This is a genomic window from Martelella limonii, from assembly GCF_013344475.1.
GTDB lineage: Bacteria > Pseudomonadota > Alphaproteobacteria > Rhizobiales > Rhizobiaceae > Martelella > Martelella limonii.
Window position 1 is genome coordinate 264903 of record NZ_JABUOU010000001.1, and the last position, 21022, is coordinate 285924.

Genomic DNA, 21022 nt, shown 5'->3' on the forward strand with positions numbered 1-21022 from the left:
TCAGGCTCCCTTGTTCTTCGTCGTCTGGGCCGGAGCCTCAAGAGCGGCTTCCGGTTCGGTGGTGGCTTCAGGCGCTTCGGCCGGGGTCAGTTTTCCGGTCTTCGGATCGCGGACGTAGCATCCGCCTCGGGTCGGTCGTTTCACGGGGTTCTCCCTTCAAGAAACCGGCTTGTCTGCCAGGTCTGGACATAGATGCTCGCGCCATTGCCGAGTGCCGTTGCCTGTCCGCCGACAAGCTCCAGCGGCTCCTCGGCGGAAGGCGGCATCCAGCCGGCAAGCGCCTGCTCGATTGCGTGTTTAAGATCGTCGAAGGCGAGCGCCCGCTTGCCGCCGCGCGTGTCGTATTGGCGGATCACGAAAGCGACCAGGAACTGGACCGCCACTATCTGCAGGTGCCCGCCGGTCGCGCGCTGGTTCGGCTCGGCGCGCTCGCGAAAGGGAAGCACGAAGGCCGTGCCACTCTTCGGTGCGGTTGCCTTGCTCAAGATCTCGATATCCTCGGCCGGCAGCACGCCGGCGAGATCGGGCGCCGCTTCCTTCAGCCGGGCAACGATCTCGGCGATCACAGCCAGCCTCCCAGACGGTCCTTCGAGAATACCGGCTCCGGACCGGTGATCCCGACATCGCCGGACGGCGAGGTCGCGGGATCGTCTCCGGACGGAAGCGGCAAGCGGATACGGCCCGACGAGACCTTTTCGAGATCGGCGTTCGCCGCCTTCCAGTCGCGCACCACATGATCGGGCGCGCCATCGCGGTGAAGGTGATAGCGGGCGATCGAGACCGCCCAGCCGTTCACCTGGGCGGGAACCGAGGCAAGCGGCAGGCGGTAGCGCACGGCGAGGTAGCCGTTGATCGCGCTCTCCGCATCGGCGAGCGCCTTGGCGACCACCTCAGGATCGGCGACCCCATCGCCGTCGCGATCGGCCACCATCAGGATCTCGTCCTCGCCGGCGCGTTCGATCAGATCGTCAAGGGTCGCGTAGGCCATGCTTACTCCGCCTTGACCGGCACGCCGTGATCCCAGGCGGGCGAAACCGCGCCGAGGCCAGCAAGCTCGTCATGGCCGGCGCGGGTGATTGTCACCCGGCCGGCGCGCGGGATGCGCTTGCCTTTGAAGCGAACCGGCTTCAGCACCACGAAACGGCGCAGGTTCGGCCTGGGCGTTGTGCCAAGCACGGTTTCGAGGAACGCGTCTGCCTGGGCGGTGCTCAAACCTGTGCTGGGCTTGCCCGCAGGCGGCGTTGTTTCTTCCGGCTTCTCGGTCGCCTTCTTATCACCGTCCGTTACCGATGCCTGCGCATCCTGCGCAACGGCAGGCGTTGCGGTGTCCGTCTTCGAACCCTCGCTCCCGACACTTTGCGGGTCGGTCGAAGCATCGCCCCCGTAATTGCTCGCATCATCACTCGAACCCGAAGCGGCGTTGATTGCCGCCGCTACGTCTTCCTCAGGCTTCTCTGCCTTTTTCCGTCCTGCCATCATGGCCTCCTGATTGTTCGGATTGCTGTCGTCCGGCGTTCTTCGCCGGGCGTGCGGGTTCTGCCCTCAGGCGACGTCTTCGAAGAAGTAGCCAAGGTCCGGCGCGGAGATGACTTCCTTCACGCTCTCGCCGGAGCGGACACGGTCGGAGCCGCGCAGGCCGATCTTCGGTTCGGCGATCGAGCCGGAGACGCGGGTGCCGAACTGTGCCGTCCAGCCGAAGGTGGGCGTTGCCGAAACGCTGTCGGCAAGGCCTGCCTTGTGGAACAGCGTGCAGTGATTGCCCCAGCAGCGCCGGCGCTGAACCTGCTGGCCGGGCTTGGCGATGTTGACCCAGCCTTCGCCGATGATGATGTCGTCGAGCTCGAGAAGGTCGGCAACCGCGCGCTTGTTGGCGTAACCGTCGGCAGCGCCGGAGGGCGTCAGCGCTCTGAGGACGCTCTGGTTGGTGCGAAGCGCGGTCCACGCGCCACGCCCCATCACCGCGTTGTTCGGGCGCATGACCATGCTGTCGGCAGCTTCAGCGAAGGCAATGATGGGCTTGGCGTCCGGGCTCGACCATTTGTCGGTGGGGCCAAGCGTTTCCTTGTTGTCGTCGCCGTAGAGGGCGGGATTGAAGACCCTGTTTGCGACCCGGACCTCGCGGTCGAGCAGCACGAGGTCGATCAGGCGCTGGGCTGCAAAGGCACGCGGATCGTAGCCTGCCGGCGCATTGGCGCTGTCGGCGACCGGCACGACATCGTCGAGACCATAATCCTCGGTGCGGTCTTCCTTTTCGTCGGCCTCGAATTCGACCTCGTTCGGCGAGGATTTGCGACCGACCTTGGTGTCATGCAGCGTGATGAACTGCCCGAAGTCGAAGTACCACCACTTGAACTGCTCGCGCGGCAGAATGGGGTTGAGGCGGGGAAGCACCTGGTCGGCGATAAGTGCGCCGTTCTTGTAGGCCTGGACGATCCCGACAAGAACGGGATCGACGGGGAAGGGCTGACCGGACATTGATTGCTCCTGGTAAGGTTTGGGTTAGGCCGCGACGCCAGTCAGCGTGCCGCGTTGAACGATGGCGCGGGCGAAATCGCCGCTTTCCGCGCCGGAAAGCAGGAAGCCGCCAAGCGCGACATTCTCGCCCGCGCCGGGCGCTGCCTTGATCGCCGCGCCGTTGGCATCGGCGGTGATCGGATCGCCGGGCAGGATGTCGCCGCCGCAGACGACCTCGGCCGGGCCGAACAGAACGACATCGATGCGCTGGCCGGCGGTGGCACCGGAAGGAAAGTCGATGACGCCCGCAATCGGATCGTCGGGCGATGTGGCAAGCGCCACCTCGCCATCATTGGCGGTGAATTTTGCAAGGCGGCGGTGGCCGATGGCGCCTGCCGCAATGAAGCTCTTGACGATGCGGGTCATTGGAAAATCCTCACTTGCGCGCCGTAAGGCGCATGGCGGCCTGAGCCGGGGAAAGGACCTCTCCCTTTTCCGCCGCCCTGGCCATTTCGGTTTCGATGGCGCTTGCGACATAGACCGGGTCCGAGAAGTCTGGGCCGTCGCCGGTGGCAAACTCGCCGGTCATCAGCGGCTTCGGAAGCTTTGCGAGAAGGTCGCGGAAGGCAGCGCGCGGCGAGGTCTCGACCGTCTCGTCACCGTCGGAAAAGGTGAGGTCGTCTTCGCCGAGCTCGGAGAAGAGCGCGGTGGCCGCCGCCTGCAAGCCGATCGGCAGCCGTCCTTCCTGCACGACGCCGCTCACGAAGGCGGCATCGTCTTCGGCCCGGCGCTTGCGCTGGGTTTCCGCAAAGGCAGTCTCGCGATTGGAAAGCTCGGCCTCGCGCGCATCGAGCGCGGCCTGGCGCTCCTCTGCTGTCTTGTCCATGGGTACGTCCTCGGTGGTGGTTTCAGAAAAGGCAGGCTGTTCGCTCCGCGCTCGCTCTTCGGCGCGCATATCGGCTGCAGCGCGGGCGAGATCGTCGATCGTCCAGTCGGGCAGGAACTTGTCGGCCGTCTCGGCATCGGTCGTTTCGATGAAATAGTCGCGCAGGCCGCGAAACAGCTTGGAGAGGTTTTCGAGCGCCCAGGCATTGCGGAATACGAGGTCGCTGTCGGCGAACTCGATCACCACCGCGTCGCCATCGTCGAACTCGACCGGCTTCAGGCCTTTGACGGCCGGCGGCTGGGCGCCGAGGAAGCCGACATGGCGCAGGTGATAGCGGCCGGGAGTCGGATTGCCCGCGCTTGAAGGCGCATAAAACGCGGCTGAAACCTTCTTGAAAGCGCCGGTGCGCACGAGCTCCGCGAAATCGGGGTTGAGCTGGTCGGGTTCGGCCACCAGCCGGTCGCCGTCAACCTTCAGGCTTTTGATCCAGCCATAGGCCGGCGCATCCTGTTTCGGATGCCCGACGACGATCGGGGCGAGATGGGCGTCCGGATCATAGCCGGAAGCGATCGCGCCGAGATCGGCGTCACCGAAGGAGAGCGTTTCGCCCTTCGATGTGGTATGGGTGCCGGTGCGGAAGATTTCGAATGTTTTCATGCCGCCGACAATGCCAGCGGGCCGTCAGGCGAAACATTCACAAGCGCCTTGCGAGAGAGCCCGGATCGGGGTTCAAGGGCCGCTTTCAGTCTTAAACCGGCAAATCGCCTGTGACAATCATTTGCCGGATCAAATTCGAAGTACTTTCAAAGCCGCTGGACGCGCTTCAGCGATTTTTACGGATGACTAAGCGGGCAGGGGTGACCTCGCGCGTCCTGAGGCAAATATGAGGGTTTCTAATCGACGCTGGCAAACGGCTCGAAATGGTCTTCGATGATGGCGAGGATCTCGGCGCGGTCCTTTTCGTTGAGGCCGAGAAACTGACGTTTCGGCATGGTGACCGATTTGACCTTGATCGTCTTGCCGCCCATCGAGAAGACGAGCGCCGGCGCATTCTTCGCTCGTATCACGCCGCCCTCGTTGTGGATGCGGGCATAGATCTCGTTCGATCCGACCTCGACCGAATGATCATCGACCAGTTGCCAGATGATCTGCGACAGCGACCGGCTTTCGCCTCTGAGGATGCCCGAGCCTTTCTTGGTCTTTCGGTAGAGCGGATTGAGCGGCTTCCACGCCTTGCCGTCCGGGTCCTCCTCATCAACAAAGCGCCGGCGCGAGACGCCGGCTTCATGCTCGCCGATATTCTTCAGCGCCGGCGTGATCGTCTCGGCCGCCTCGTAAAGCCGCGTAAGCCCGGCGTCGATATCCTCGTCGCGGATCGTCAGTGTCGCTGCAGCCATTTGAAAACTGTGCCTCCTGCGGTATGATACTCATGTCCGGACGAGGCTTTCGGGAGCCCTCCGTAGGCCGGACGCCGAACGCGCCGCCCGTAACGGCGCGTTTGAAGTTTCCTTGGCTTTGACTGCATTTCCATTCGCGAGCGCGTCTGGCTGTTCCGGCCACGATCCGTAAAGCGCGCCGCCAGGGCGGCCGGGCCGGAGTGGCCGCCCTCTATTTCCTGCGATAGAGCATCGCCCCTTTCCTGAATTGCGAGAGATAGGCGTCGGTCGTGTCGAAGCCAGTCACGGCCGTCCAGCCTTTCGATGTCCATTCGAAGCGCGCCAGAAGAGATCGGCCATCCGGAAGTATTACCCGCTTCAGATAAGCCCGGCGCAGCACGATGCCGCTTCTTACCGCTGCCCAATCCACCCAGATTTCGTCCGGTTCCTTGATGGCCTCAGCAAGGAGGAGCGTATAAGCGCCTCGACCGCGCTTGTTGGCCTTCAAACCGAGGACTTCGCCCTGGGCGTTGCGCTGTTCAAACATCGTACGTCCGATGGTGATGACGCCGCCGCTCTTGTCGCGAAAATAGCCTCCTTCGTCGTCGATTTGAAACGCCTTCAAAAAGGCTTCGACATAGGCCTCAGCCTTAAGCCCGGTTGCCATCAGGTCTTCGGCGCGCGCCTTAGCCGGCTCAGGCAAGGCCGGAAGGTCAGTGGCCGGCGCTATATCCTTGTCATAAGGTTCGAGCGGCTTGTGCAGCTCCGGTGGCACGACGCCGTTCAGCCATTCCTCGCCGACATTATAGGCCCAGCCGCGATCGATCCCCGGATAGCGGGTTTCGGGTTCGCCGGTGCGCGGGTCCGTGTCCTCATAGGCGCGAAGGTCCGGCGCTTCATCGGGACCATCCTTGCCGAGCGCCTTCAACTGCCGTGCAGACAGCGCCTCGATGTCGCAGCCGCAGCCCCAGCCATTGGGAGGGAACATGATCCGCCAGGCGGGATCGGTTGCCGCCAGCACAAGCCCGTTCCAGGAGAGATGGAGCTTGCGGGGATGGAGCGCGCCAGAATGGACGTATTTCCAGTAGGGCCGGTATTTCAGGACATCGGGATCGTTGAGCTGCTTGTAGCGCCCGGCCATGTAGGACGTGCGCATATTGGTCGTGTAGATGATCCGGGCGCGCCAGGCGCGGCGTTCCTCTTCGGTCTTGCCGTGCGAGTTATAGCGCCAGCCCGTCCGGTCGACGATCGCATCGAAGTCCTTGCGGAATTCCTTGAGGCCGGTACCTGCAGAGCGCGCCTTCTCGATTGCCGCCCTGAAATCGGCCAGCATGTCGTCGCGCGTCACACCAGCAACGGAGAACGCCCGGACATGAGCGGCGTGCTTCAGGTCGTCATGGCGGCGCGTCGGCAGGTTCACCTTGCCCGTGAGAAAGTCGATCGCTTCCTTGAACGGGATTTGATCAGCCATCGGAGCCCACGCTGTCGTGGCCTTCGAGCCGGGCAAGCGTCATGCCCTGTTCCATCAGCTCCGCGAAACCGTCGATATCCATCTCGGCCGAAAGCCGGGCAAGTCGCAGCGACAGATCGTCGAAGTCGGTTGCCGCGTTTGCCTGGTTGCGGATCTCCGCGATCATCGCCGCGATCACCGGATCGCCAAGCGCCTCCATCTGATCGGCGATCTCGCTTGCAGCATCGGGCGGGTGCGAATGCTCGGCGAAATCGGTCCCTTCTTCAGCTTTCGGCAGTTGCTTTCCGGGAGAAGTGACCGCCGGCTCCGGCGCCTTCCGCTTCACCCATGCGCCGCCATAGGTCTCGTTGAAATACTCCTCGTCCTCAGGCTCATAGCCCATCTCATAGATTTTCTTGTCGCGCTCGACCTTTTCGTTGAGGTCCTCGGCCTCCGAGAAATCCCGCCAGACTTCGGGGATGGCAGCACCCGGCCAGTTGAACTCGACAAACCAGCGCACCAGCGTATCGCGCACCGTCTCGCAGACGAGATCGGCTGCGGCCTTGGCGATCGCGATGCGGACCTCGTTGTGGATCTCGCCGAGCGATCGCGCGCCGCGCTCGCCGGAATTGGTTGAAAGCGTCTCGCCGAGCACTGCCTCGCTCATCAACTCGTCCAGGTAACGCGACAGGGCTTCGAAGACATCCCCGCCGCCGGCGCTCTTTGCCTCAAGCAGGCTGACATTCACAGTGTCCGGAACCGCAAGCCCGGTATCGCCCGCCATCCGGCGGAGCGCGTTGAGGAGCTGGTCCTGTTTCGCCTGGTCGAAGCCGCCGCTATATTGCGCGAGCGTGGTTGGCGTTGCGTGCTTTTCGGTGCCGCGCAGCCAGTGCGCCAGCACCTGACGCTTGAACCATGCCGGCCAGAACAGCACCGAGCCGATGCCGACGCCGTAAGGATCGTCGTCGTCATCGTCGATCGAGTGGCGATGGACGATGAACTTGCCATCGGGCACCGGCTCGCCGTCCATGGTGCTGGAGCGCGTCAGCATCCTGAGCTCGCCCTCCACCGTGAAGCGGAACCGCCGCTGCTTCTTGACCTTCACGGCCTCGGCCTTCCAAAGGCTGTTCTCCTTGATCCAGATGATCTCGGCTACGGCAAAGCCCTTCAGGATCGCGCCAAGCAGTCCGCGCGTCAGGCGGTCGAAGTTGATTGCCTTCAACTGCGCCTCGACGGCGTCTGCGATCTCCTTGTCCTTGGAAGTCTCCGATGCCGGGAACACCGCCCATTCGCGCGAGACGACTTCAAGCTTGAGCTTGGCGAGCACCGCATGGGCATGCGGGTCACGCCTGATTTCGTCATAAAGCTTCAGTGCGCTTGCGCCGCCGCGCGCGGCCAGCACCTCGTCCATCGGCTGCAGCACGCCCTGAAACGACGGAATGAACGGATCGCTGGCGGCGGTGGCGATCTCGAAGCGTTCGGGTTTAGCCATGTCAGAACCTCGTGAAGCGGAGGAGATCGGTGAAGCGCTCGGCGAGATTGAAGCCCTTGCCGAACTCATTCACGGGCTCGGCACTTGGCCGCTCGCCCGTCGTGCCAGCGCCTATCTCGCCACTGTCCTGCTCGCTGGCGAAGACCGCGAGCGCGCCGGCTGGCGCCGCGTCGCCATGCCGCTCGAAACCGTCGGCGCCCATATTGTGGAAATCGACCGGCACCTTGGCGATGCCGCGCTGCATCTTCAGCGCCCGGTAGTCGTTGAGGATGTCGTCATCCTTCGGTAGCTCGATCAGCCCGTCATCGAAGGCGGCTTTCAGCTTGGGCATGTTGACCATGTACCAGACCTCCGAGAGCTTGATCTCCGAGACGTAGACCGCGCCGAACTCCTGTCGCGCCAGCTCCGCCAGCGCCGCACCGTTACCGGTGGCGTCGAACGCGGCGTGGAAGAAGCGCGGCAGATGCGCCTTGATGAAACAGACGATCTGGAACTGCGAGGTGTAGGGCACATCGCGCAATTCGAGGATGAAGGGCGTGGCGAGCGACAGGTCGGGCCGGACCTGCAGCGGATGGATGACGGAAAGGTCGGCGGTGCGCCCGAAGTCCTGCCCGAAGCAGGAGCGGTAGTGCCTGTCGAGTTTCGCAAGATGCGGCAGGAGCTCTTCGTTGCAAAAGGCCTCGACCTCGGCCTCGCGGAGCTCCTTCGGCCAGTCCACGAAACCCTGTGGCGGATGCCAGCGGATGACCGGGATATCGTCCTTCATTCGCGAGACGATCAGCGCCCGCGACAGATAGGCGCCCGAAGACAGCGAGGGAATGCAAAACAGTTCCTCGTCCGCGCCGCTGCCGTAGAACTTGATGATCGAGGCGCGCCAGGCGGCTTCGGCCTCCGGCGACCATGCCTTGCCGGTGACGAGGCAAATGCGCTCGTAAAGCCCGTCGCGCAGCGCATCGTCGAAATCGATCCGAAGATGCTGATAGCTGGACTTGCCGGCAAGGATATCCTGAACCTGCTCGTTGAAATGGTTCTCGAAGCCGTCATGGGTCGAGCAGACGATCACCTGGCCGCCCCACATTAGGAAGGCAAGCGCCGCCTTGAGGAGCTGCTCTAGACTGTCGACGAAGGCCGCCTCGTCGATCATCACCACGCCCTGCTTGCCGCGCAGCGTGCGTGGCGCCGAAGACAGCCCGACGATCTCGAAGCCGGAAGCGAACTTGATGCGGAAGGCCTGGATCGCTCGCTCGCCCTCCTTGTCGCTGTCGTCGAAGAGGAATTCCTCCATCTCCATTGCGGCCGAGGAGAAGGCCCGCGCCCACATGGCCGCCGCGTCGATGAATTCCCGCGTCATCTCCTGGCTGTATGAGATGTACATGAAGTCCATGCCGCCGGCCTCGCGGGACCGGGCGGCGCGGAGAACGGCATAGGCCGCGCAGGCCCAGGTGAGGCCAATGCGCCGCGACTTCTCGACGAAGAGCACCGGGCATGCGCCTTCAAGCAGCGAGACCGTGCGCGCCTGATAGGGCAGCAAAGCCTTGCGGCGCTCGATCCTTTCGAGCACCGCATCGGTCGATTGCCGCCGGGCGAGCGCCCAGTCCTTTTCGGAGATCGGGCCGCTCATGTGCTGACGCCCAGAAGTTTGTCGAGGATTTCGCCTGCGGCATCATCGGATAGCCCGCGCGCCTTCGCCACCGTCTGGACCGCCTTCTTCGCCTTGTCGGCGAAGTCCGCCTCGACCTTCTGACGACGCGCGGATGAAACGCTTTGCGCCTGGACGGCCGATCGAAGCGCGTTGGCAAGCTGCATCGCACCTTTGGGATCAAGCCCGCCGTCTTCGGTCGCCTGTAAGAGCTCATAGATCAGCGTCTTGATCGCTTCGGCGGTAATCAACGTCAGCTCGTCGGAGGCTTCGGCGTCGATGCGCTGGGCGATCGTGGCGGCGATTTCGCGCGTCTCCTCGATCCGCTTCGTCATCCGCGCAAGGTTGACCGAATAGCGATTGAAGGCGGTAAACGAGGGAATGTCGAAGGCGACGCCATATTCGCCCTGGATCGCGAGCAGCTTGTCGCGAAACTCCGGGTAAATCTCGGTCTGGGTGCGCTTGCGTTTTCCAAGCTCCTGCGCCGCCCAGGCGACGATATCATCACACTCTTTGGGCAGAAGGTCGATGTTCGAAAGCCTTCCGCGTCCGCGCTTTGCCATGGCTCAGACCTCCGGGGAGGGGCGGGCGATGCCCTCGATGATCGAACGGCGTTCGACATGGTCGAGGCCGGCCCTGGTAATCGACGGGATCAGCACGCTGCCGGCCTCCGTCACCGTCACCGCGCCGAGCTCTTCCATCTTGCGGATCTGGGTGCGCACGTAATCACGGCTGCGGTTATGGCCGAAGGTGCGCAAAAGCATGGTCAGCAGCGTCTCGTTCAGCGTGCCGTCGGTCTCGATCGCCAAGCCGCGCAGGATGATCAGGCGCGCATCGCGGGCGGAATATTCTTCAAACGAAACCATGTCAGTGGTCCCCGTTGCTTCTGAGGTAGTCGTCAATGCGCGTCACCGTTGCGCCGAATGTGCCGAGCCTTTCGGTAAGAGCGGCAATCGCGCCTTCCACCTTCGCCATGGAAATCTTGAGCTCGACCACGCTGTCCTTGTCCGGCAGATGCCTGAGCTCGCCCTCGATCGCCTGAATGCGGCGCTCATGCTCAATGGCGATCTTCTCGATTGCGGTGAGCTTCTCGCTGTTGTCTTTCGCCCGCGCCGTCAGCCAGGCGTAGATGAAGGAGCCGAGCGCGATCAGACTGTTGATGGCTGTGAGCCACGGCAGGAGCGGGTCAACGATCATCGGCAATAAAACTCCCGTTCGCGTTCCGACTGGCAGGCCGCACAACGCCTGGCGAAGGGCGCTGCCATCCGGCGCGCCTCCGGGATAGCCCTGCCGCAATCGGAGCAGTCCTTGGTGCCTGCGGCATTCAGCGCCTGGCGGGCGCTCTCGATCCTGCGCTGGCGCGCGGCGTCATGGTCTTCGGTAACCGCCTCCAGCCTGTCTTCACGGTTCATACTGTCTCTCGTCCACATTCTTCAGGGTGGCATTTGCCGCATCGATCGCCGCGACTGCGCCGGCCCGGCGCCGGTCGCAAATCTTCACCGCCATGCGGTCGTTTCCCCATTTGTCGACGACCTGCCGTTCGGAAAGTCCGCCATCATCCGGCAGGCCGGAAAGCATGGACGTGCAGGAAAGCCGCGCGCTTTCAGGCACCTCGACTGGCGTCTGCACCAGCTTGAGCGCAGGTTGCGATTCATCGGGGGAGGAGCTGCAGGCGGCGAGCGCCAAGCCCGCAACCATCGCCATCAGGCAATGCCGCATTGTCTTCCTCCATCTGTTTGAGCTGATCATGGGCTGCAGCTTCCGCTGCCCGGATTTCGCCATCGGCGCGCATCGCCTGGCGGGCGAGCTCGGCAACGGCGCCCGAAAGCGCGGCATTGGCTTCCGCCACCTCGGAACGCCAAAAGGCATCGCGCTCGGCGCGCGCGGAGGCGACGCGTTCCTCGATCAGGTCCGAAGCCTTGCCGATCGCGGAAAGCGCCGAGACGCCGGCGACTGCCAGAAGCGCTGCGACGAGGAGCAGGATTGCCGCCGGTTTCGAAAGGCGAGAGGAGAGCCAGGCAAGCACTAGTCGCGCCTCCCTTCGGTCTCCTGCTTCGCAAGTGTCTGCATATCCTTCGAGCCGGTAACCCGGTGAATGCCGAGCATGGCGGCAACCAGACCGGCCATGATCGGGATCACCGTCGAGGAGAGCGAAAGCGCGCCTGCGGAGTTGAGGCAGCCCGCAATCACGACCGTGAAGATCACGATCCATGCCGCGATCTGCGAGACCAGCATGTAGCGCTTGGATGTCCGGTAGTGTGGCTTCTGCATGGTCCCGCGCCTCATGCCGCAAGCGCCATCATGGGCGGCTTGCCGGAAAGCGCGCGCTCCATCTCGTCACGCGTCTGCGGGCCTACAATGCCGTCGGCGACGATGCCGCGCTCCTTCTGAAACCAGATCGTCACCAGTTCGACCGTGTGATCGAAGGCATCGGTCGGCTGGACCGGCCACGGATGCCTTGTCATCTGACGACACTTTGCAAGGTCCTGGACCCAGGCGAGGACCGCCGGCCCGTGATCGCCGCGAGCAAGCATGACGTCCTTAAGCGGCACAAAATCGCTCGCGCCCTTCAGGAGGTGGGCATATTCGACATGCGCATCGAAGCACGGGCAGGCCTTGCCCTTGTCATAGTCGCGATGGCCGCTGATCCCACCGATCTCGAAGCGTTCGCGAAGGGCGATAATTTCCGCGACGAGCGCGTGTTTCTGTTCAGGCGTGCGGGTGTCGGCGGTGTGCGTCATGTCGGCAGACCTGCCGCCGACATAGACGATGCCGACGGTGCCGGTGTTGTGGCCGGCGACATGGGCGCCGATCCGCTCGATCGGCCGTCCGGCCTCGCGCGCACCGTTGAGATGGACGACGCGGTGATAGCCGATGCCCGACCAGCCGCGCGCAAGATGCCACTGGTTGATCTCGGCGACAGTAACCGGCCGGCCTGCAGGCGTATCGGTGCAATGAATGATGATTTCGTTGATGGGGCGCATCGGAAACTTCGCAATCTTCGTGAAAACAGGTCACACAGTGTTGCGAGTAGTCTGAACTTTCAGGCGCCGATTACAGGTCGCAAACGCTTGCGAACCCGGCTAGTTTTTCTCGAAGAGGGACAGCTGACGGCGGTCTTCGGTCCTCAGATAGGACCGGACCGTGACGTCCGAAACATGCAGTTCACGCGCGATCGCGAGAACCGACCAGCCGCGCGCTTTGAGGCGCTGCGCGATCCATGTCTTGTTGATTGGCACGCGATATAGTTGCCCCACGCCGAGCGCTTCGGCAAGAGCCTTGACCTTTTCCGGGCCAATGACCTTGGAAAGGTCCGAGCCCGATCGTGGGTTCTCCGAAAGGTAGGCGGGCGCGCCCCCGAAATTCAGAAAGAAGGTGATGGCGAGCTCCTCGCCAAGCACCTCTACATAAGGTTCAAGGTTTGCCGGGATCGGATCACCCATCCGTGCCTCCCTCGCGGAAATCCCGCGAAGGCCAGTGCTTCGGATAGCACGACACCACGGTGTCGCCGCGCAGGATGAATTTTGCGCCGTCGGAGATCACGGCGGATGCGCCGAAGCGGACGCCATCCACGCAGCGGTTCTGGATCATCAGCCGCATGGTCTCGACATCGATGCCGTGGAACCGCTCGACAAAGCGCAGCACCGCGCGGTCGGTGACGATCGGAATGAGGAAGCCGGTTTCCGGCATAGATTGACGCTTGCTCATTTCGCCTCCGCCTCCATTGTGCGGACCCGTTCGCCAAGGGTATTCATTACCCTGATCCACTCGGCGCGTGTCAGATCCCGATCGCCCGGATTTCCGCCGCACAGCATCGGCACCACGGTCCAGAAATCGTTCTGGTCCTGCTGCAGCAAAGCCAATTGCGCAACGGCGATCTTGTAGCCCTCCGCCTGACGCCAGAGCGGCATCAAGCGGTGAACGCGCCAGTCGACGCCTGCCTCGCGCGCCATCCATGCCTTCAGCGCCTCGATAGCCTTGGCGGCATCATCGGCATAGTAGAGGAACCGCGTGTGATCGATCCCGGTCTGGCGCTTGACGAAGGCGAGCAACGCCTTGTCGTCGCGGTTCCCGACAATCCCGAGGTTCCACGCGCCGATCCAGAGCGCCTGGAGTTTCGGCGCAAACGGACCGGCGAGCTTCTTTCTGCCGTCCGGGCGCCGGTCACCGCCAAGCCGCCGAAACTCTTCGGCGACCGCTTCCTTTTCGGGGTCGGTCATCAAGGTGAGCGAAGGCTTGCCAGTGATCCGCTGATAGACGGCCCGGCGAGCCTCATCATCGAGACCAAGCTTGCCGCAGATTGCGTGAATGGTTCGATGAGCGCTCATCTCAGCCCGCCCTCGCCAGATCGATCGTGATCGCCTGCCACCGGTCCTCGACCGAGCGCCGGTGATAGAAGCGGACATACTGCTTCGAGCCCGTCACCCGCATAGCGTCGCGGATTGCGCTCATGGCGCGCTGCCAGCGTGCGTCCTCGATATTGTGGCGGAGCAGGCCGAAGATTTCGGCGCGGTTGATCTGGCCTTCCTTGTCGGTGTTGAAGGCGCGGGTGACAATCGCCTGGATCTCCGGACGGCTTTCCGCCGACCACTCGTTGAGGCATTCGTCGATCAGACCCTTGGCGATCTGCAGCTCAGGGCCGAAATCGATCCGCTCGGCGACTTGCACCTGAACCTTCAAGAGCCCGTCATAGGACTGATAGGTCCGGTTCCCCTTCTTGCCGCCCTTGGTGACCTCGTATTCCTGCGCGAGCAGCTCGTCGAAACCGTCGAGGTCGATCATGGTGTGTTCGAGGAACCGGCCGATCTGGGCGGAAAGGTCGAAGGCGAAGGCTATGACCTTGCGCACCACCTCATCCTCCAGCTTGTGCTGTGGCTTGACGAGATCGAGCGGGACGAGGCGCGCGCTGGCGTCGGCCATGAAGTCCCGGCCGTTCACGAGTGTGACGCCGGTGCCGATCTCGCGGACCTGCGCCCGGTAAAGCGCCTCCGGCACGAACCGGCCGCGCACATCTTCGAGATAGCGTTCGCCGCCGATCTCGGCCACGCGGACCTGCCGCTCCTGGTCTTCGAGAATGCATGCTTCCATCGCGTTCATTTTGCGTCGCCTTTGCGTGTTTCTTCGGTAAGGGTCAGTTTCAGCGGCGGGAGCCGCGTGTCTGAGAGGAGGCGGTATTCCGCCTCCAGCTCCTCGGTGAGTGCGATGCCGGTGTTGAGCCGGGTGAGCATGCCCTCAAGCTCGTTGACCGTCGGGCGCTTCTGGGCGCGGATGAACAGCCGCATCTCGTCGCGCACGCCGCCGAGATAGTCGGATGCCTGCACATTCATCGCCGCCCTCCCGTGAAATCGGGCCGGACGACCTTGCCCTCCGGATCGGTGATGATCTGCGCGAGCTTGCGGCCTGCTTCCTGCTCAAGCACGCTTCTCTGCGCATTGCTTGCCTCGGTGATCCGGTGGATCGCGACCTCTTCTTCCATTGCGCGGGCAAGCCTGCGCATGCCCTTCAGCTGCCTGACGAATTTGATGGTTTCCTCCGCCGACAGTGAGCAGCCGGTGTGCGAGCAATCCTCGAACTGGAGGGCGTAATGCGCCAGCGTATCGCTGAGCGTCGTGTCGAGGTGGCGCATCAGGCGATGTCCTCCACGTCGCGGTTCTTCCAGGCGGTTTCGACATGGCGGACGCTGATCGGCTCGTCATTCGCCATGGCAAGCATGGCCGCAAGCTTCAGCGTCTTGTCGATCTGGCCGAGCGCGCCGCCCTTCAGCCCCATGCCGATCAGCGTCTTGACCGCAACCGGATCGGTCACGCCCCAGGCGTCGATAAAGGCTTCAAGGTCCTGCCGGAGCGGCTGGCGGCGGTTGAGCCGTTTGCCGATGCGGCGGCGAAGCTGGGCATAGGAACGCCCGTCGGACTTGCTGGCGAAGCGGCCATAGACCTCGTCATTTCCGACGAGCGCCACGCCGCAGCCATAGATATCGACGAAGTGCCGGAGCTGGTTGATCGCATCATCGACGAGGTTCTGCGCTTCGTCGATGATCAGCAGCGTGCCGCCGCCGATCCGCTCCAGCTTCTTGCCGATTGCCCGCGTCAGCTTGGCCGGATTGTGCTCCTGCACATTGAGCTCCGCCGCAAGCTCGATCAGCATCGCATGCACATTCTTGGTGTGAGGGCTCACCGTCGCGAGATAGGCATGGGGCCGGGTGGCGCAGTAATGCCTGCAGGCCACGGTCTTGCCCATGCCTGCGGCGAGCGTGATGATCACGAAGTCGGAGGTGACCTGCGCCCAATTGAGCGTTTCCAGCACCTCATTCGCGGTGCGGGTTTTGAGGAAGGTCGGCGATTGCGGGACTTTTGCCGCGAATGCCGCCTGATCCTCGACATCGTCGAGCCATTGGCGCACCGTCTGGTTCTGCTTGTCCAGACGGCCGTTATATTTGCCGGAGACCCATTGCGAGAATGTGCCGTCGGCCATGCCGCAGCGGCGCGCCACCTCGGCCTTTGTCCAACCGTTGGCGTTGGCCACCTCGATCGTGCGGTCGATCAACGACCACCACTGGTCGATGTCGTCCTGGCTGCGGTTTGCGGAAAGCTCCGGTCCCGCGACGGGGCGTTCCCAGAGGGTCTTGGTTTGGCTTGTGCCGGAATAGATGTTCATTTATGGTTCCTTTGCTTTAACTGTTGGGCGGGGGTGACCCCGCCCGTTTTTTTGGAACCGTACGCACTACATTTCGGTTGTCCGCCGGACATGACTAGGCGTCCGACGCCTTCCCTTTCGGGAACTTGATCACCCCGCCATCGCCCCGGATCATGGACATGGCGCGGGAGAAACTCTCTTCGAAGTCGATCTCATCTTCCTGCTGCCGCGGCTTCATCTGCGGCACGGTTGCAATGCGCGTGATGACCGGGCGCTGAGGCTCGACAGGTGAGGGGGCTGCAGGCTTTTCGCCGCGATAGATGATCTCGCCGAGCTCGCGCGCGGTGAGTTTCTGTTTGGCTGCGAGTTCTGCCTTCTGGGCGCGCGCGAATTCGCGGCGGGTCTTGTTGTGCTCCCTGGCTTCGCCAAGGTTGAGGAAGCCCGCATCGTCGATGCAGTCTGCTTCGCAGATCAGCCTGTCCTCCAGATCGTAGATCCTTACGGACTGGTGCAGGTTGTCCGGATCGAACCGGATCGTGACCTTCTTGCCCGCAAATTGGGTGAGCTCCGCCGACCAGTAGCGGTTCTTCTGGAAATGGATCATGCCATTGCCCTTGGCGGCCTTGATGCCCTCGGAGGCGAGCAGCCAGAGCGAGCGCTGCGCTGTGGTCGGCCAGCGAACGATGCTTGTCGGGCTGGCTAGGCTTTCCTCGAACGTCTCGTCGAAGCTGCGGCCCCGGCAGGTCTCCGCCCGGCGTCCTGTCTGGGCGTTGTGTTCGGCGATCTGGGCGGCCACATGAGCTTTGAACTGATCGAGCGGGATCGCGCGCTCGCGATAGTTCTCGGGCTTGGCATCTGGCTTGTTGCCGGTATAGGCGCCCGAGCAGAAGGGATGCTTGCCGATCGCCTCGGCCAGATCACGCCAGGCGCGCTCGATTGGCTTCGATTGGCCGGAATAGGGCAGGGACCAGTGCAGATTGATCCCGAGCGTCGTCACCAGCCCGCGCGGATCTTCCTCGCGAACCTTGTTGCGGAAGCGCGTCGGCGTCTGGCCTGAAATCCACTTGCTGGCAAAGGCGCGCCCGTTGTCCAGCACCATGTCATCGGGAATGCCGAATTGCTCGACCATGTCGCCGATAACGAGACGCACCGCCGTCCAGGTCTCCGCTTCCGAAAGCCGCCACGCGACGATCTTGCCGGAATAGACGTCCTGAATGGCGATCAGATACATGCGGGTCGGCTCTTTCGCCCAGGGGACGGATATGAAGACATCGACCTTGTGGCCGTCCATGTTCACGACCTGCATCGCGTGGAGACCCGCCCGGCTGCGGCGCTGCGCCGGGTAGAGCGCCTTCGCCTTTTCCTTGCCGTCGCGGGCGATTACCTGTTCGGCGCGCGGGACTTCCGCCTCCAGCCGGCGACGCAGCGAACGTTCGCCGGGAACGGGCGTCCATCCTTCGCGTTTGGCAACCTTGATCATCCTCCGATAGCAGGCCGAAAACGCCGGGCGCTCCGGGCGAAGATAGTCGGAAACAAGAAACTGCCATGCTTCCTCATTGCATTCAGCCGCCCGTGTCGCGGATGAAAATGAGGGTGCGAGTGCGGCGAGCCAGTCGGCGCGCGGGGCCTTGTCGGCAAGCGACTGCCAGTAATAGAGCACGCGCTGACTGACGCCTTCCATTTTCGAGACAACCTCGAAGGCTGTCCGCGCGGTCACGCCCGCCTCGATCATTTCACGGACCTTCAAAAGCGCCTTCAAACGCCTTTCACAGGCTAGCTTATGGGCCTTCGAAAGGGCTTCATATTTCGCCCAGAGCGCTTTTCTGGCGGTGGCGGTTTCCCGGTCCCGCTTGTTCTCGGCTTCCAGATGGCCGACATGCAGCCTTGCCTGCGCGGCATTGGGCAGGAGCGAGATATGGTATTCAAACCCGCCGCCGCGCCCGGCGCGCTTGCGGACATGGCCGCTCGCACGCCAGCCCTGGCGTTCGCCAAATTGCTCGATGCCGCGCCGCGTACCCGGCATGTCCGGAAGCTTTGCGTCGGCGAGTTCTGCAGAGGTAAACCACTCCTTCATGACCGCCCCCGCCGAATGTTCACCGGCCGCGCCGTCAGCGTCTTCAGCTCGGCAGTCAGCCTGCGGCGCTCCTGTTCAAGCCGAGCGATCTCTCCAAGGCGCGCCTCGTCGCCCTCCAGCAGCAAAAGGCCGTCATCGGAAACGATCTCGTCCCAAAGCCAAACCGCGCCGGTTGCTCGAACGAACGCCTTGAAGCGCGCGAGGCTGATATCGTGGCCGTTCTTGCTTTCCGCCGTGTAGGCATCGAGCGTCGCCTTGGAGATGGTCGAAAGGCCGAGATAAAGCGCCATCCGCGCCGCGATCGTGGGCCGGTCGTAAGGGCATTCGCGGATCGCCCGCGCCATGGCACGCTTCACCCGTGCCCGGAAACGCTCCAGGTCGATGGATTGTGCGGCCTCGCGCACCGGAAAAAGCGGTGCGGCAAAGAAATCGAGCTGATCGGGATCGGGCTTCATGCCGCATCCTCCAGACCGATTTCAGCCAGAAACGCCTTGCGCGTGGCATCATCGGCGTTCGACCATATCTCCAACAGGGCCTTCAGCATGCCGTCGCGCTTCGCTTCTGGCTTTTCCGAGGGCCGGACGGCCTTCACATGGCCGAGCGCCTTCTTCAGGTCGCCGTTCTCGGCGCGAAGGGCAATGGCCGCGCGCCGCTGCTCCTGCGGCTCCATCTTGGCAAGCTTCAGGAGCGCCGCCTGATTATCGGCCACCGGCGTGCCGCGCAGGGCGGCGCGTAGATCGGAATGCAGACGCTGAGCTATGCGGTTCAGTCGTTTAATCGCGTCGGGGGAGACACCCATTCTGTCGGCGACATGCTTCGAAAAGCCGGCTTTGGCTTCGTCACCGATAATTAGGGGCAAGTTGCCCCTAATTGCCTTTGGTCCCGATACGATCTTTCCATACTTGTCTTCCCAGACATCGCGATACGTCTGAACGAAAACGGCTCTATCAATCACCGAAAGCTCATTGCGGAAAAGGTTCTCAGTGATCTCCAGAAGCACTGCTTCCTGCTGATCGGCATCGACGACGACCGCATCGATCTCCGTCTCGTCGAGCAGCTCCATGGCGCGCAGGCGGTGCGCTCCGGCCACCAGCGTATAAGCACCGCCCTTCGCGGCGGGTGTCGCACGAACGGTCACCGGGTTCAAAAGCCCGTGCTCGACAATGGAGGCCGAAATAGCCAGCGCATGGTCTTCCTCAACCGCGCGGAGCCGCTCAGGTACATGGATTTTGGCAATCGGGATCGTCTTGGAAACAGCCATCACGCTGCCTCCTCGTAGATGGAGGTCAGCGCCGCGTCGGCGCGTTCTGCCATGGCGGCGTAGTAGGCCAGAAACACCGGATTTCCGCAGCGCTCGTCGATGATACGCAGCGCCCGATAGACGGACTCGCGGGATCTTTCCTGCATTCGCGCCACGCGCCGTTTCGGCACGTTGAACTTGCGGATCAGCATGTGCAGCGCAATCTGGCGCGCCAGCGCCGCATCAAACATCTCGTGGGGAGGGTCGATGATCTCGCCGATCGTCAGATAGGGAAACCCTTCCCGCACCGCCATCACGCAGGCATGGTAGAGCGCGTGTTCGCGTTCCTGGGCGCTGTAAGGATTGAAGGTCATGCGTCGCTCCGGCATGTCGAGGCCGCAATGCTTGATGTCTAATTCGCCGAGACGATTAGACTTGTGGTTGCGGCGGAAAACGGAAAAAATGTGACTCGTGGAGCGGAAGGACAGCGCGCGTCGGCCGGGGGCTCGAGGTCTCGATAGAGACGGGCCTCTCCCAAATACCGGAGAACTGGCCAGAACCGTCTGACCCTCCCGCTCCACGTTCATCAGGCGGCGTCCTTCGTGGTCTTCTCGCCTGTGGACTCTGCCGCGTATTCGCGCGACAGAATGGTGTTCGACCGTTTGGGATAGCGGCCGGGGAAAAGCAGTTCGACGGGAACCTTGAGAAAGCGGGCGATGGCACGCTCCACTTTCTCATTCGGCCGCTTCCATACGGCGCGGAAGGTTCCGGGGTTGAGTTTGTTGATCTCAGCGAGCTTCGTCAGCGTCATGCCGCGACGATGAAGCTCCGCCTTGATCGCGAACTGATCCCACGTTCTGGGTTTATCCGGCATCTGTCTCTCCGGTCAGGGGGCTGTTCGCGCAGCCCTTATTTTTGGTCAAACAACGCGCATTTGCCGTCAGCGAGTGCGCTACAGAAATTAATAAACACAAAATGGGATTTGTAAACCCCAAAGTGTGTTTTGGGTGGGGTTGTGGCGAGGCAGGAACGGATAAAGACGGAGCTCGGTCGACGGTTGCGCGAAATACGCGTTGAGCAGGGGGACCCCTCAAGGGAGGAGTTCGCTCCAACTTTGGGATTGCATGTCAATAGCTTAGCTAATTATGAGCGCGGAGATAGAGCCCCGAACATTGATGTTCTTCTGGCTTACCGGGAAAACCTGCACGTGGACCTCCATTGGCTTTTAACCGGTGAAGGCGAGATGTTCGGCGACGCTCTAAAACTACAAAGTGGGGCTAACCTCACATCGGAGGCTGGGAAGCGTTTGCTTGCGCTTCCTTATTTTGACGCTGAGGCTTCTGCAGGTGTTGGACGCATCGCGCTGGACGAATTGCCCTCCGGCTCAATAGCTTTCGAACGGGCCTTCCTCCGCAACCTGGGCGCATCACCGGACAATTGCTTCATCATAAAATCGTATGGCGACAGCATGCTGCCAACGATCCCAGACAATTCCCTTCTGATCGTAGACGAAAGCCAAACCGAAAAAATCGAACACGGCTGCATCTACGTCTTCAGGGTAGGGGAGATCATGCTGGTAAAACGCGCCAAATGGCACATGACCGGAAAGCTAGAGCTGAGCTCGGACAACGATACCTATCAGTCCGAATTCCTCGACCAAACGCACGCGGACACGCTGAGCGTGTTAGGGAGGGTGGTGTACTTTTGCAGGGTGCCGTGAAGAGTACACTCTTGTAAAATTTAGCAGCGCGTTTGAAAAAGAGAACTATTTAATTTGC

The 21022-nt window shown here is 62.6% G+C and carries 32 protein-coding genes; 1 reads left to right on the plus strand and 31 read right to left on the minus strand.

The window, feature by feature from the left end; translation table 11 throughout:
- The 31 genes from HPQ62_RS01195 to HPQ62_RS01345 form a co-directional block, all read right to left on the minus strand.
- Positions 1-144, minus strand: coding sequence for a hypothetical protein (locus HPQ62_RS01195; RefSeq protein ID WP_174800682.1), 144 nt, complete (start codon positions 142-144; stop codon positions 1-3).
- Complete coding sequence (locus HPQ62_RS01200; RefSeq protein WP_174800683.1) at positions 141-566, minus strand: phage tail terminator protein; 426 nt, start codon at positions 564-566, stop codon at positions 141-143. Before HPQ62_RS01200 ends, HPQ62_RS01195 begins: the two co-directional genes overlap by 4 nt.
- Complete coding sequence (locus tag HPQ62_RS01205; RefSeq protein WP_174800684.1) at positions 563-988, minus strand: gp436 family protein; 426 nt, start codon at positions 986-988, stop codon at positions 563-565. The genes HPQ62_RS01200 and HPQ62_RS01205 overlap by 4 nt, the downstream gene beginning before the upstream one ends.
- Positions 989-990: 2 nt before the next feature.
- Positions 991-1476: a hypothetical protein gene (locus tag HPQ62_RS01210; RefSeq protein ID WP_174800685.1), complete on the minus strand. Its 486-nt coding sequence runs from the start codon at positions 1474-1476 to the stop codon at positions 991-993.
- A gap of 66 nt (positions 1477-1542) precedes the next feature.
- A complete protein-coding gene (locus HPQ62_RS01215; protein WP_174800686.1) occupies positions 1543-2475 on the minus strand; it encodes a major capsid protein in 933 nt (310 codons plus the stop codon).
- A gap of 24 nt (positions 2476-2499) precedes the next feature.
- Complete coding sequence (locus HPQ62_RS01220; RefSeq protein ID WP_174800687.1) at positions 2500-2880, minus strand: hypothetical protein; 381 nt, start codon at positions 2878-2880, stop codon at positions 2500-2502.
- Between the two features lie 10 nt (positions 2881-2890).
- Positions 2891-3997, minus strand: a complete 1107-nt coding sequence (locus HPQ62_RS01225) for a peptidase (protein ID WP_174800688.1) — start codon at positions 3995-3997, stop codon at positions 2891-2893.
- 236 nt (positions 3998-4233) lie between these two features.
- A complete protein-coding gene (locus tag HPQ62_RS01230) occupies positions 4234-4737 on the minus strand; it encodes a phage virion morphogenesis protein (RefSeq protein ID WP_174800689.1) in 504 nt (167 codons plus the stop codon).
- Between the two features lie 211 nt (positions 4738-4948).
- A complete protein-coding gene (locus HPQ62_RS01235) occupies positions 4949-6187 on the minus strand; it encodes a PBECR2 nuclease fold domain-containing protein (RefSeq protein WP_174800690.1) in 1239 nt (412 codons plus the stop codon).
- Complete coding sequence (locus tag HPQ62_RS01240; protein ID WP_174800691.1) at positions 6180-7658, minus strand: DUF935 domain-containing protein; 1479 nt, start codon at positions 7656-7658, stop codon at positions 6180-6182. Before HPQ62_RS01240 ends, HPQ62_RS01235 begins: the two co-directional genes overlap by 8 nt.
- 1 nt (position 7659) lies before the next feature.
- The gene (locus tag HPQ62_RS01245; RefSeq protein ID WP_174800692.1) at positions 7660-9279 is read right to left on the minus strand and encodes a hypothetical protein; all 1620 of its coding nucleotides are present in this window, start codon (positions 9277-9279) and stop codon (positions 7660-7662) included.
- Positions 9276-9860 carry a DUF3486 family protein gene (locus HPQ62_RS01250; RefSeq protein ID WP_174800693.1) on the minus strand — a complete coding sequence of 195 codons (585 nt, stop codon included), beginning with the start codon at positions 9858-9860 and terminating at the stop codon, positions 9276-9278. Before HPQ62_RS01250 ends, HPQ62_RS01245 begins: the two co-directional genes overlap by 4 nt.
- A 3-nt stretch (positions 9861-9863) precedes the next feature.
- On the minus strand, positions 9864-10163 hold the full coding sequence (locus HPQ62_RS01255; RefSeq protein WP_174800694.1) for a VpaChn25_0724 family phage protein: 300 nt from the start codon (positions 10161-10163) through the stop codon (positions 9864-9866).
- A 1-nt stretch (position 10164) separates the two neighbouring features.
- Positions 10165-10494: a DUF2730 family protein gene (locus HPQ62_RS01260; protein WP_174800695.1), complete on the minus strand. Its 330-nt coding sequence runs from the start codon at positions 10492-10494 to the stop codon at positions 10165-10167.
- Positions 10491-10709: a TraR/DksA C4-type zinc finger protein gene (locus HPQ62_RS01265; protein ID WP_174800696.1), complete on the minus strand. Its 219-nt coding sequence runs from the start codon at positions 10707-10709 to the stop codon at positions 10491-10493. Before HPQ62_RS01265 ends, HPQ62_RS01260 begins: the two co-directional genes overlap by 4 nt.
- On the minus strand, positions 10699-11001 hold the full coding sequence (locus tag HPQ62_RS01270) for a hypothetical protein (protein WP_174800697.1): 303 nt from the start codon (positions 10999-11001) through the stop codon (positions 10699-10701). Before HPQ62_RS01270 ends, HPQ62_RS01265 begins: the two co-directional genes overlap by 11 nt.
- A complete protein-coding gene (locus HPQ62_RS01275) occupies positions 10949-11323 on the minus strand; it encodes a hypothetical protein (protein WP_174800698.1) in 375 nt (124 codons plus the stop codon). Before HPQ62_RS01275 ends, HPQ62_RS01270 begins: the two co-directional genes overlap by 53 nt.
- A complete protein-coding gene (locus HPQ62_RS01280; RefSeq protein ID WP_174800699.1) occupies positions 11323-11568 on the minus strand; it encodes an NAD(P)+ transhydrogenase beta chain in 246 nt (81 codons plus the stop codon). Before HPQ62_RS01280 ends, HPQ62_RS01275 begins: the two co-directional genes overlap by 1 nt.
- An 11-nt stretch (positions 11569-11579) precedes the next feature.
- Complete coding sequence (locus tag HPQ62_RS01285) at positions 11580-12281, minus strand: peptidoglycan recognition protein family protein (RefSeq protein ID WP_174800700.1); 702 nt, start codon at positions 12279-12281, stop codon at positions 11580-11582.
- 99 nt (positions 12282-12380) lie between these two features.
- Positions 12381-12740, minus strand: coding sequence for a hypothetical protein (locus HPQ62_RS01290; protein ID WP_174800701.1), 360 nt, complete (start codon positions 12738-12740; stop codon positions 12381-12383).
- Complete coding sequence (locus HPQ62_RS01295) at positions 12733-13005, minus strand: hypothetical protein (protein WP_174800702.1); 273 nt, start codon at positions 13003-13005, stop codon at positions 12733-12735. Before HPQ62_RS01295 ends, HPQ62_RS01290 begins: the two co-directional genes overlap by 8 nt.
- Entirely contained in the window at positions 13002-13625 is a 624-nt protein-coding gene (locus tag HPQ62_RS01300; RefSeq protein WP_174800703.1) for a regulatory protein GemA, read from the minus strand. Before HPQ62_RS01300 ends, HPQ62_RS01295 begins: the two co-directional genes overlap by 4 nt.
- A 1-nt stretch (position 13626) precedes the next feature.
- Positions 13627-14217: a DUF3164 family protein gene (locus tag HPQ62_RS01305; protein WP_206678046.1), complete on the minus strand. Its 591-nt coding sequence runs from the start codon at positions 14215-14217 to the stop codon at positions 13627-13629.
- 173 nt (positions 14218-14390) lie between these two features.
- Entirely contained in the window at positions 14391-14624 is a 234-nt protein-coding gene (locus tag HPQ62_RS01310; protein ID WP_174800704.1) for a hypothetical protein, read from the minus strand.
- On the minus strand, positions 14621-14923 hold the full coding sequence (locus HPQ62_RS01315) for a hypothetical protein (RefSeq protein WP_174800705.1): 303 nt from the start codon (positions 14921-14923) through the stop codon (positions 14621-14623). The genes HPQ62_RS01310 and HPQ62_RS01315 overlap by 4 nt, the downstream gene beginning before the upstream one ends.
- Positions 14923-15951 carry an AAA family ATPase gene (locus HPQ62_RS01320; RefSeq protein ID WP_174800706.1) on the minus strand — a complete coding sequence of 343 codons (1029 nt, stop codon included), beginning with the start codon at positions 15949-15951 and terminating at the stop codon, positions 14923-14925. Before HPQ62_RS01320 ends, HPQ62_RS01315 begins: the two co-directional genes overlap by 1 nt.
- Before the next feature lie 94 nt (positions 15952-16045).
- Positions 16046-18004: a transposase domain-containing protein gene (locus HPQ62_RS01325; RefSeq protein WP_174800707.1), complete on the minus strand. Its 1959-nt coding sequence runs from the start codon at positions 18002-18004 to the stop codon at positions 16046-16048.
- The gene (locus HPQ62_RS01330) at positions 18001-18459 is read right to left on the minus strand and encodes a hypothetical protein (RefSeq protein ID WP_174800708.1); all 459 of its coding nucleotides are present in this window, start codon (positions 18457-18459) and stop codon (positions 18001-18003) included. The genes HPQ62_RS01325 and HPQ62_RS01330 overlap by 4 nt, the downstream gene beginning before the upstream one ends.
- Positions 18456-19265 carry a ParB/RepB/Spo0J family partition protein gene (locus HPQ62_RS01335; RefSeq protein ID WP_174800709.1) on the minus strand — a complete coding sequence of 270 codons (810 nt, stop codon included), beginning with the start codon at positions 19263-19265 and terminating at the stop codon, positions 18456-18458. Before HPQ62_RS01335 ends, HPQ62_RS01330 begins: the two co-directional genes overlap by 4 nt.
- Positions 19265-19618: a hypothetical protein gene (locus tag HPQ62_RS01340; protein WP_174800710.1), complete on the minus strand. Its 354-nt coding sequence runs from the start codon at positions 19616-19618 to the stop codon at positions 19265-19267. The genes HPQ62_RS01335 and HPQ62_RS01340 overlap by 1 nt, the downstream gene beginning before the upstream one ends.
- Positions 19619-19830: 212 nt before the next feature.
- Positions 19831-20118 (minus strand): helix-turn-helix domain-containing protein, encoded by a 288-nt coding sequence (locus tag HPQ62_RS01345; RefSeq protein ID WP_174800711.1) that lies wholly within the window; start codon positions 20116-20118, stop codon positions 19831-19833.
- Between the two features lie 141 nt (positions 20119-20259).
- On the opposite strand from HPQ62_RS01345, the gene HPQ62_RS01350 reads away from it, so the two are divergent.
- Positions 20260-20964, plus strand: a complete 705-nt coding sequence (locus tag HPQ62_RS01350) for an XRE family transcriptional regulator (protein ID WP_342343659.1) — start codon at positions 20260-20262, stop codon at positions 20962-20964.
- Positions 20965-21022 lie beyond the last annotated feature (58 nt).

Bases quoted from the DNA above. Each gene is read 5' to 3' on its own strand.
- HPQ62_RS01205 (WP_174800684.1), bottom strand. From the start codon at position 988: ATGGCCTACGCGACCCTTGACGATCTGATCGAACGCGCCGGCGAGGAC.
- HPQ62_RS01210 (WP_174800685.1), bottom strand. From the start codon at position 1,476: ATGGCAGGACGGAAAAAGGCAGAGAAGCCTGAGGAAGACGTAGCGGCG.
- HPQ62_RS01215 (WP_174800686.1), bottom strand. From the start codon at position 2,475: ATGTCCGGTCAGCCCTTCCCCGTCGATCCCGTTCTTGTCGGGATCGTC.
- HPQ62_RS01220 (WP_174800687.1), bottom strand. From the start codon at position 2,880: ATGACCCGCATCGTCAAGAGCTTCATTGCGGCAGGCGCCATCGGCCAC.
- HPQ62_RS01225 (WP_174800688.1), bottom strand. From the start codon at position 3,997: ATGAAAACATTCGAAATCTTCCGCACCGGCACCCATACCACATCGAAG.
- HPQ62_RS01230 (WP_174800689.1), bottom strand. From the start codon at position 4,737: ATGGCTGCAGCGACACTGACGATCCGCGACGAGGATATCGACGCCGGG.
- HPQ62_RS01235 (WP_174800690.1), bottom strand. From the start codon at position 6,187: ATGGCTGATCAAATCCCGTTCAAGGAAGCGATCGACTTTCTCACGGGC.
- HPQ62_RS01240 (WP_174800691.1), bottom strand. From the start codon at position 7,658: ATGGCTAAACCCGAACGCTTCGAGATCGCCACCGCCGCCAGCGATCCG.
- HPQ62_RS01245 (WP_174800692.1), bottom strand. From the start codon at position 9,279: ATGAGCGGCCCGATCTCCGAAAAGGACTGGGCGCTCGCCCGGCGGCAA.
- HPQ62_RS01250 (WP_174800693.1), bottom strand. From the start codon at position 9,860: ATGGCAAAGCGCGGACGCGGAAGGCTTTCGAACATCGACCTTCTGCCC.
- HPQ62_RS01255 (WP_174800694.1), bottom strand. From the start codon at position 10,163: ATGGTTTCGTTTGAAGAATATTCCGCCCGCGATGCGCGCCTGATCATC.
- HPQ62_RS01260 (WP_174800695.1), bottom strand. From the start codon at position 10,494: ATGATCGTTGACCCGCTCCTGCCGTGGCTCACAGCCATCAACAGTCTG.
- HPQ62_RS01265 (WP_174800696.1), bottom strand. From the start codon at position 10,709: ATGAACCGTGAAGACAGGCTGGAGGCGGTTACCGAAGACCATGACGCC.
- HPQ62_RS01270 (WP_174800697.1), bottom strand. From the start codon at position 11,001: ATGGCGATGGTTGCGGGCTTGGCGCTCGCCGCCTGCAGCTCCTCCCCC.
- HPQ62_RS01280 (WP_174800699.1), bottom strand. From the start codon at position 11,568: ATGCAGAAGCCACACTACCGGACATCCAAGCGCTACATGCTGGTCTCG.
- HPQ62_RS01285 (WP_174800700.1), bottom strand. From the start codon at position 12,281: ATGCGCCCCATCAACGAAATCATCATTCATTGCACCGATACGCCTGCA.
- HPQ62_RS01290 (WP_174800701.1), bottom strand. From the start codon at position 12,740: ATGGGTGATCCGATCCCGGCAAACCTTGAACCTTATGTAGAGGTGCTT.
- HPQ62_RS01295 (WP_174800702.1), bottom strand. From the start codon at position 13,005: ATGAGCAAGCGTCAATCTATGCCGGAAACCGGCTTCCTCATTCCGATC.
- HPQ62_RS01300 (WP_174800703.1), bottom strand. From the start codon at position 13,625: ATGAGCGCTCATCGAACCATTCACGCAATCTGCGGCAAGCTTGGTCTC.
- HPQ62_RS01305 (WP_206678046.1), bottom strand. From the start codon at position 14,217: ATGGCCGACGCCAGCGCGCGCCTCGTCCCGCTCGATCTCGTCAAGCCA.
- HPQ62_RS01310 (WP_174800704.1), bottom strand. From the start codon at position 14,624: ATGAATGTGCAGGCATCCGACTATCTCGGCGGCGTGCGCGACGAGATG.
- HPQ62_RS01315 (WP_174800705.1), bottom strand. From the start codon at position 14,923: ATGCGCCACCTCGACACGACGCTCAGCGATACGCTGGCGCATTACGCC.
- HPQ62_RS01320 (WP_174800706.1), bottom strand. From the start codon at position 15,951: ATGAACATCTATTCCGGCACAAGCCAAACCAAGACCCTCTGGGAACGC.
- HPQ62_RS01325 (WP_174800707.1), bottom strand. From the start codon at position 18,004: ATGAAGGAGTGGTTTACCTCTGCAGAACTCGCCGACGCAAAGCTTCCG.
- HPQ62_RS01330 (WP_174800708.1), bottom strand. From the start codon at position 18,459: ATGAAGCCCGATCCCGATCAGCTCGATTTCTTTGCCGCACCGCTTTTT.
- HPQ62_RS01335 (WP_174800709.1), bottom strand. From the start codon at position 19,265: ATGGCTGTTTCCAAGACGATCCCGATTGCCAAAATCCATGTACCTGAG.
- HPQ62_RS01340 (WP_174800710.1), bottom strand. From the start codon at position 19,618: ATGACCTTCAATCCTTACAGCGCCCAGGAACGCGAACACGCGCTCTAC.
- HPQ62_RS01345 (WP_174800711.1), bottom strand. From the start codon at position 20,118: ATGCCGGATAAACCCAGAACGTGGGATCAGTTCGCGATCAAGGCGGAG.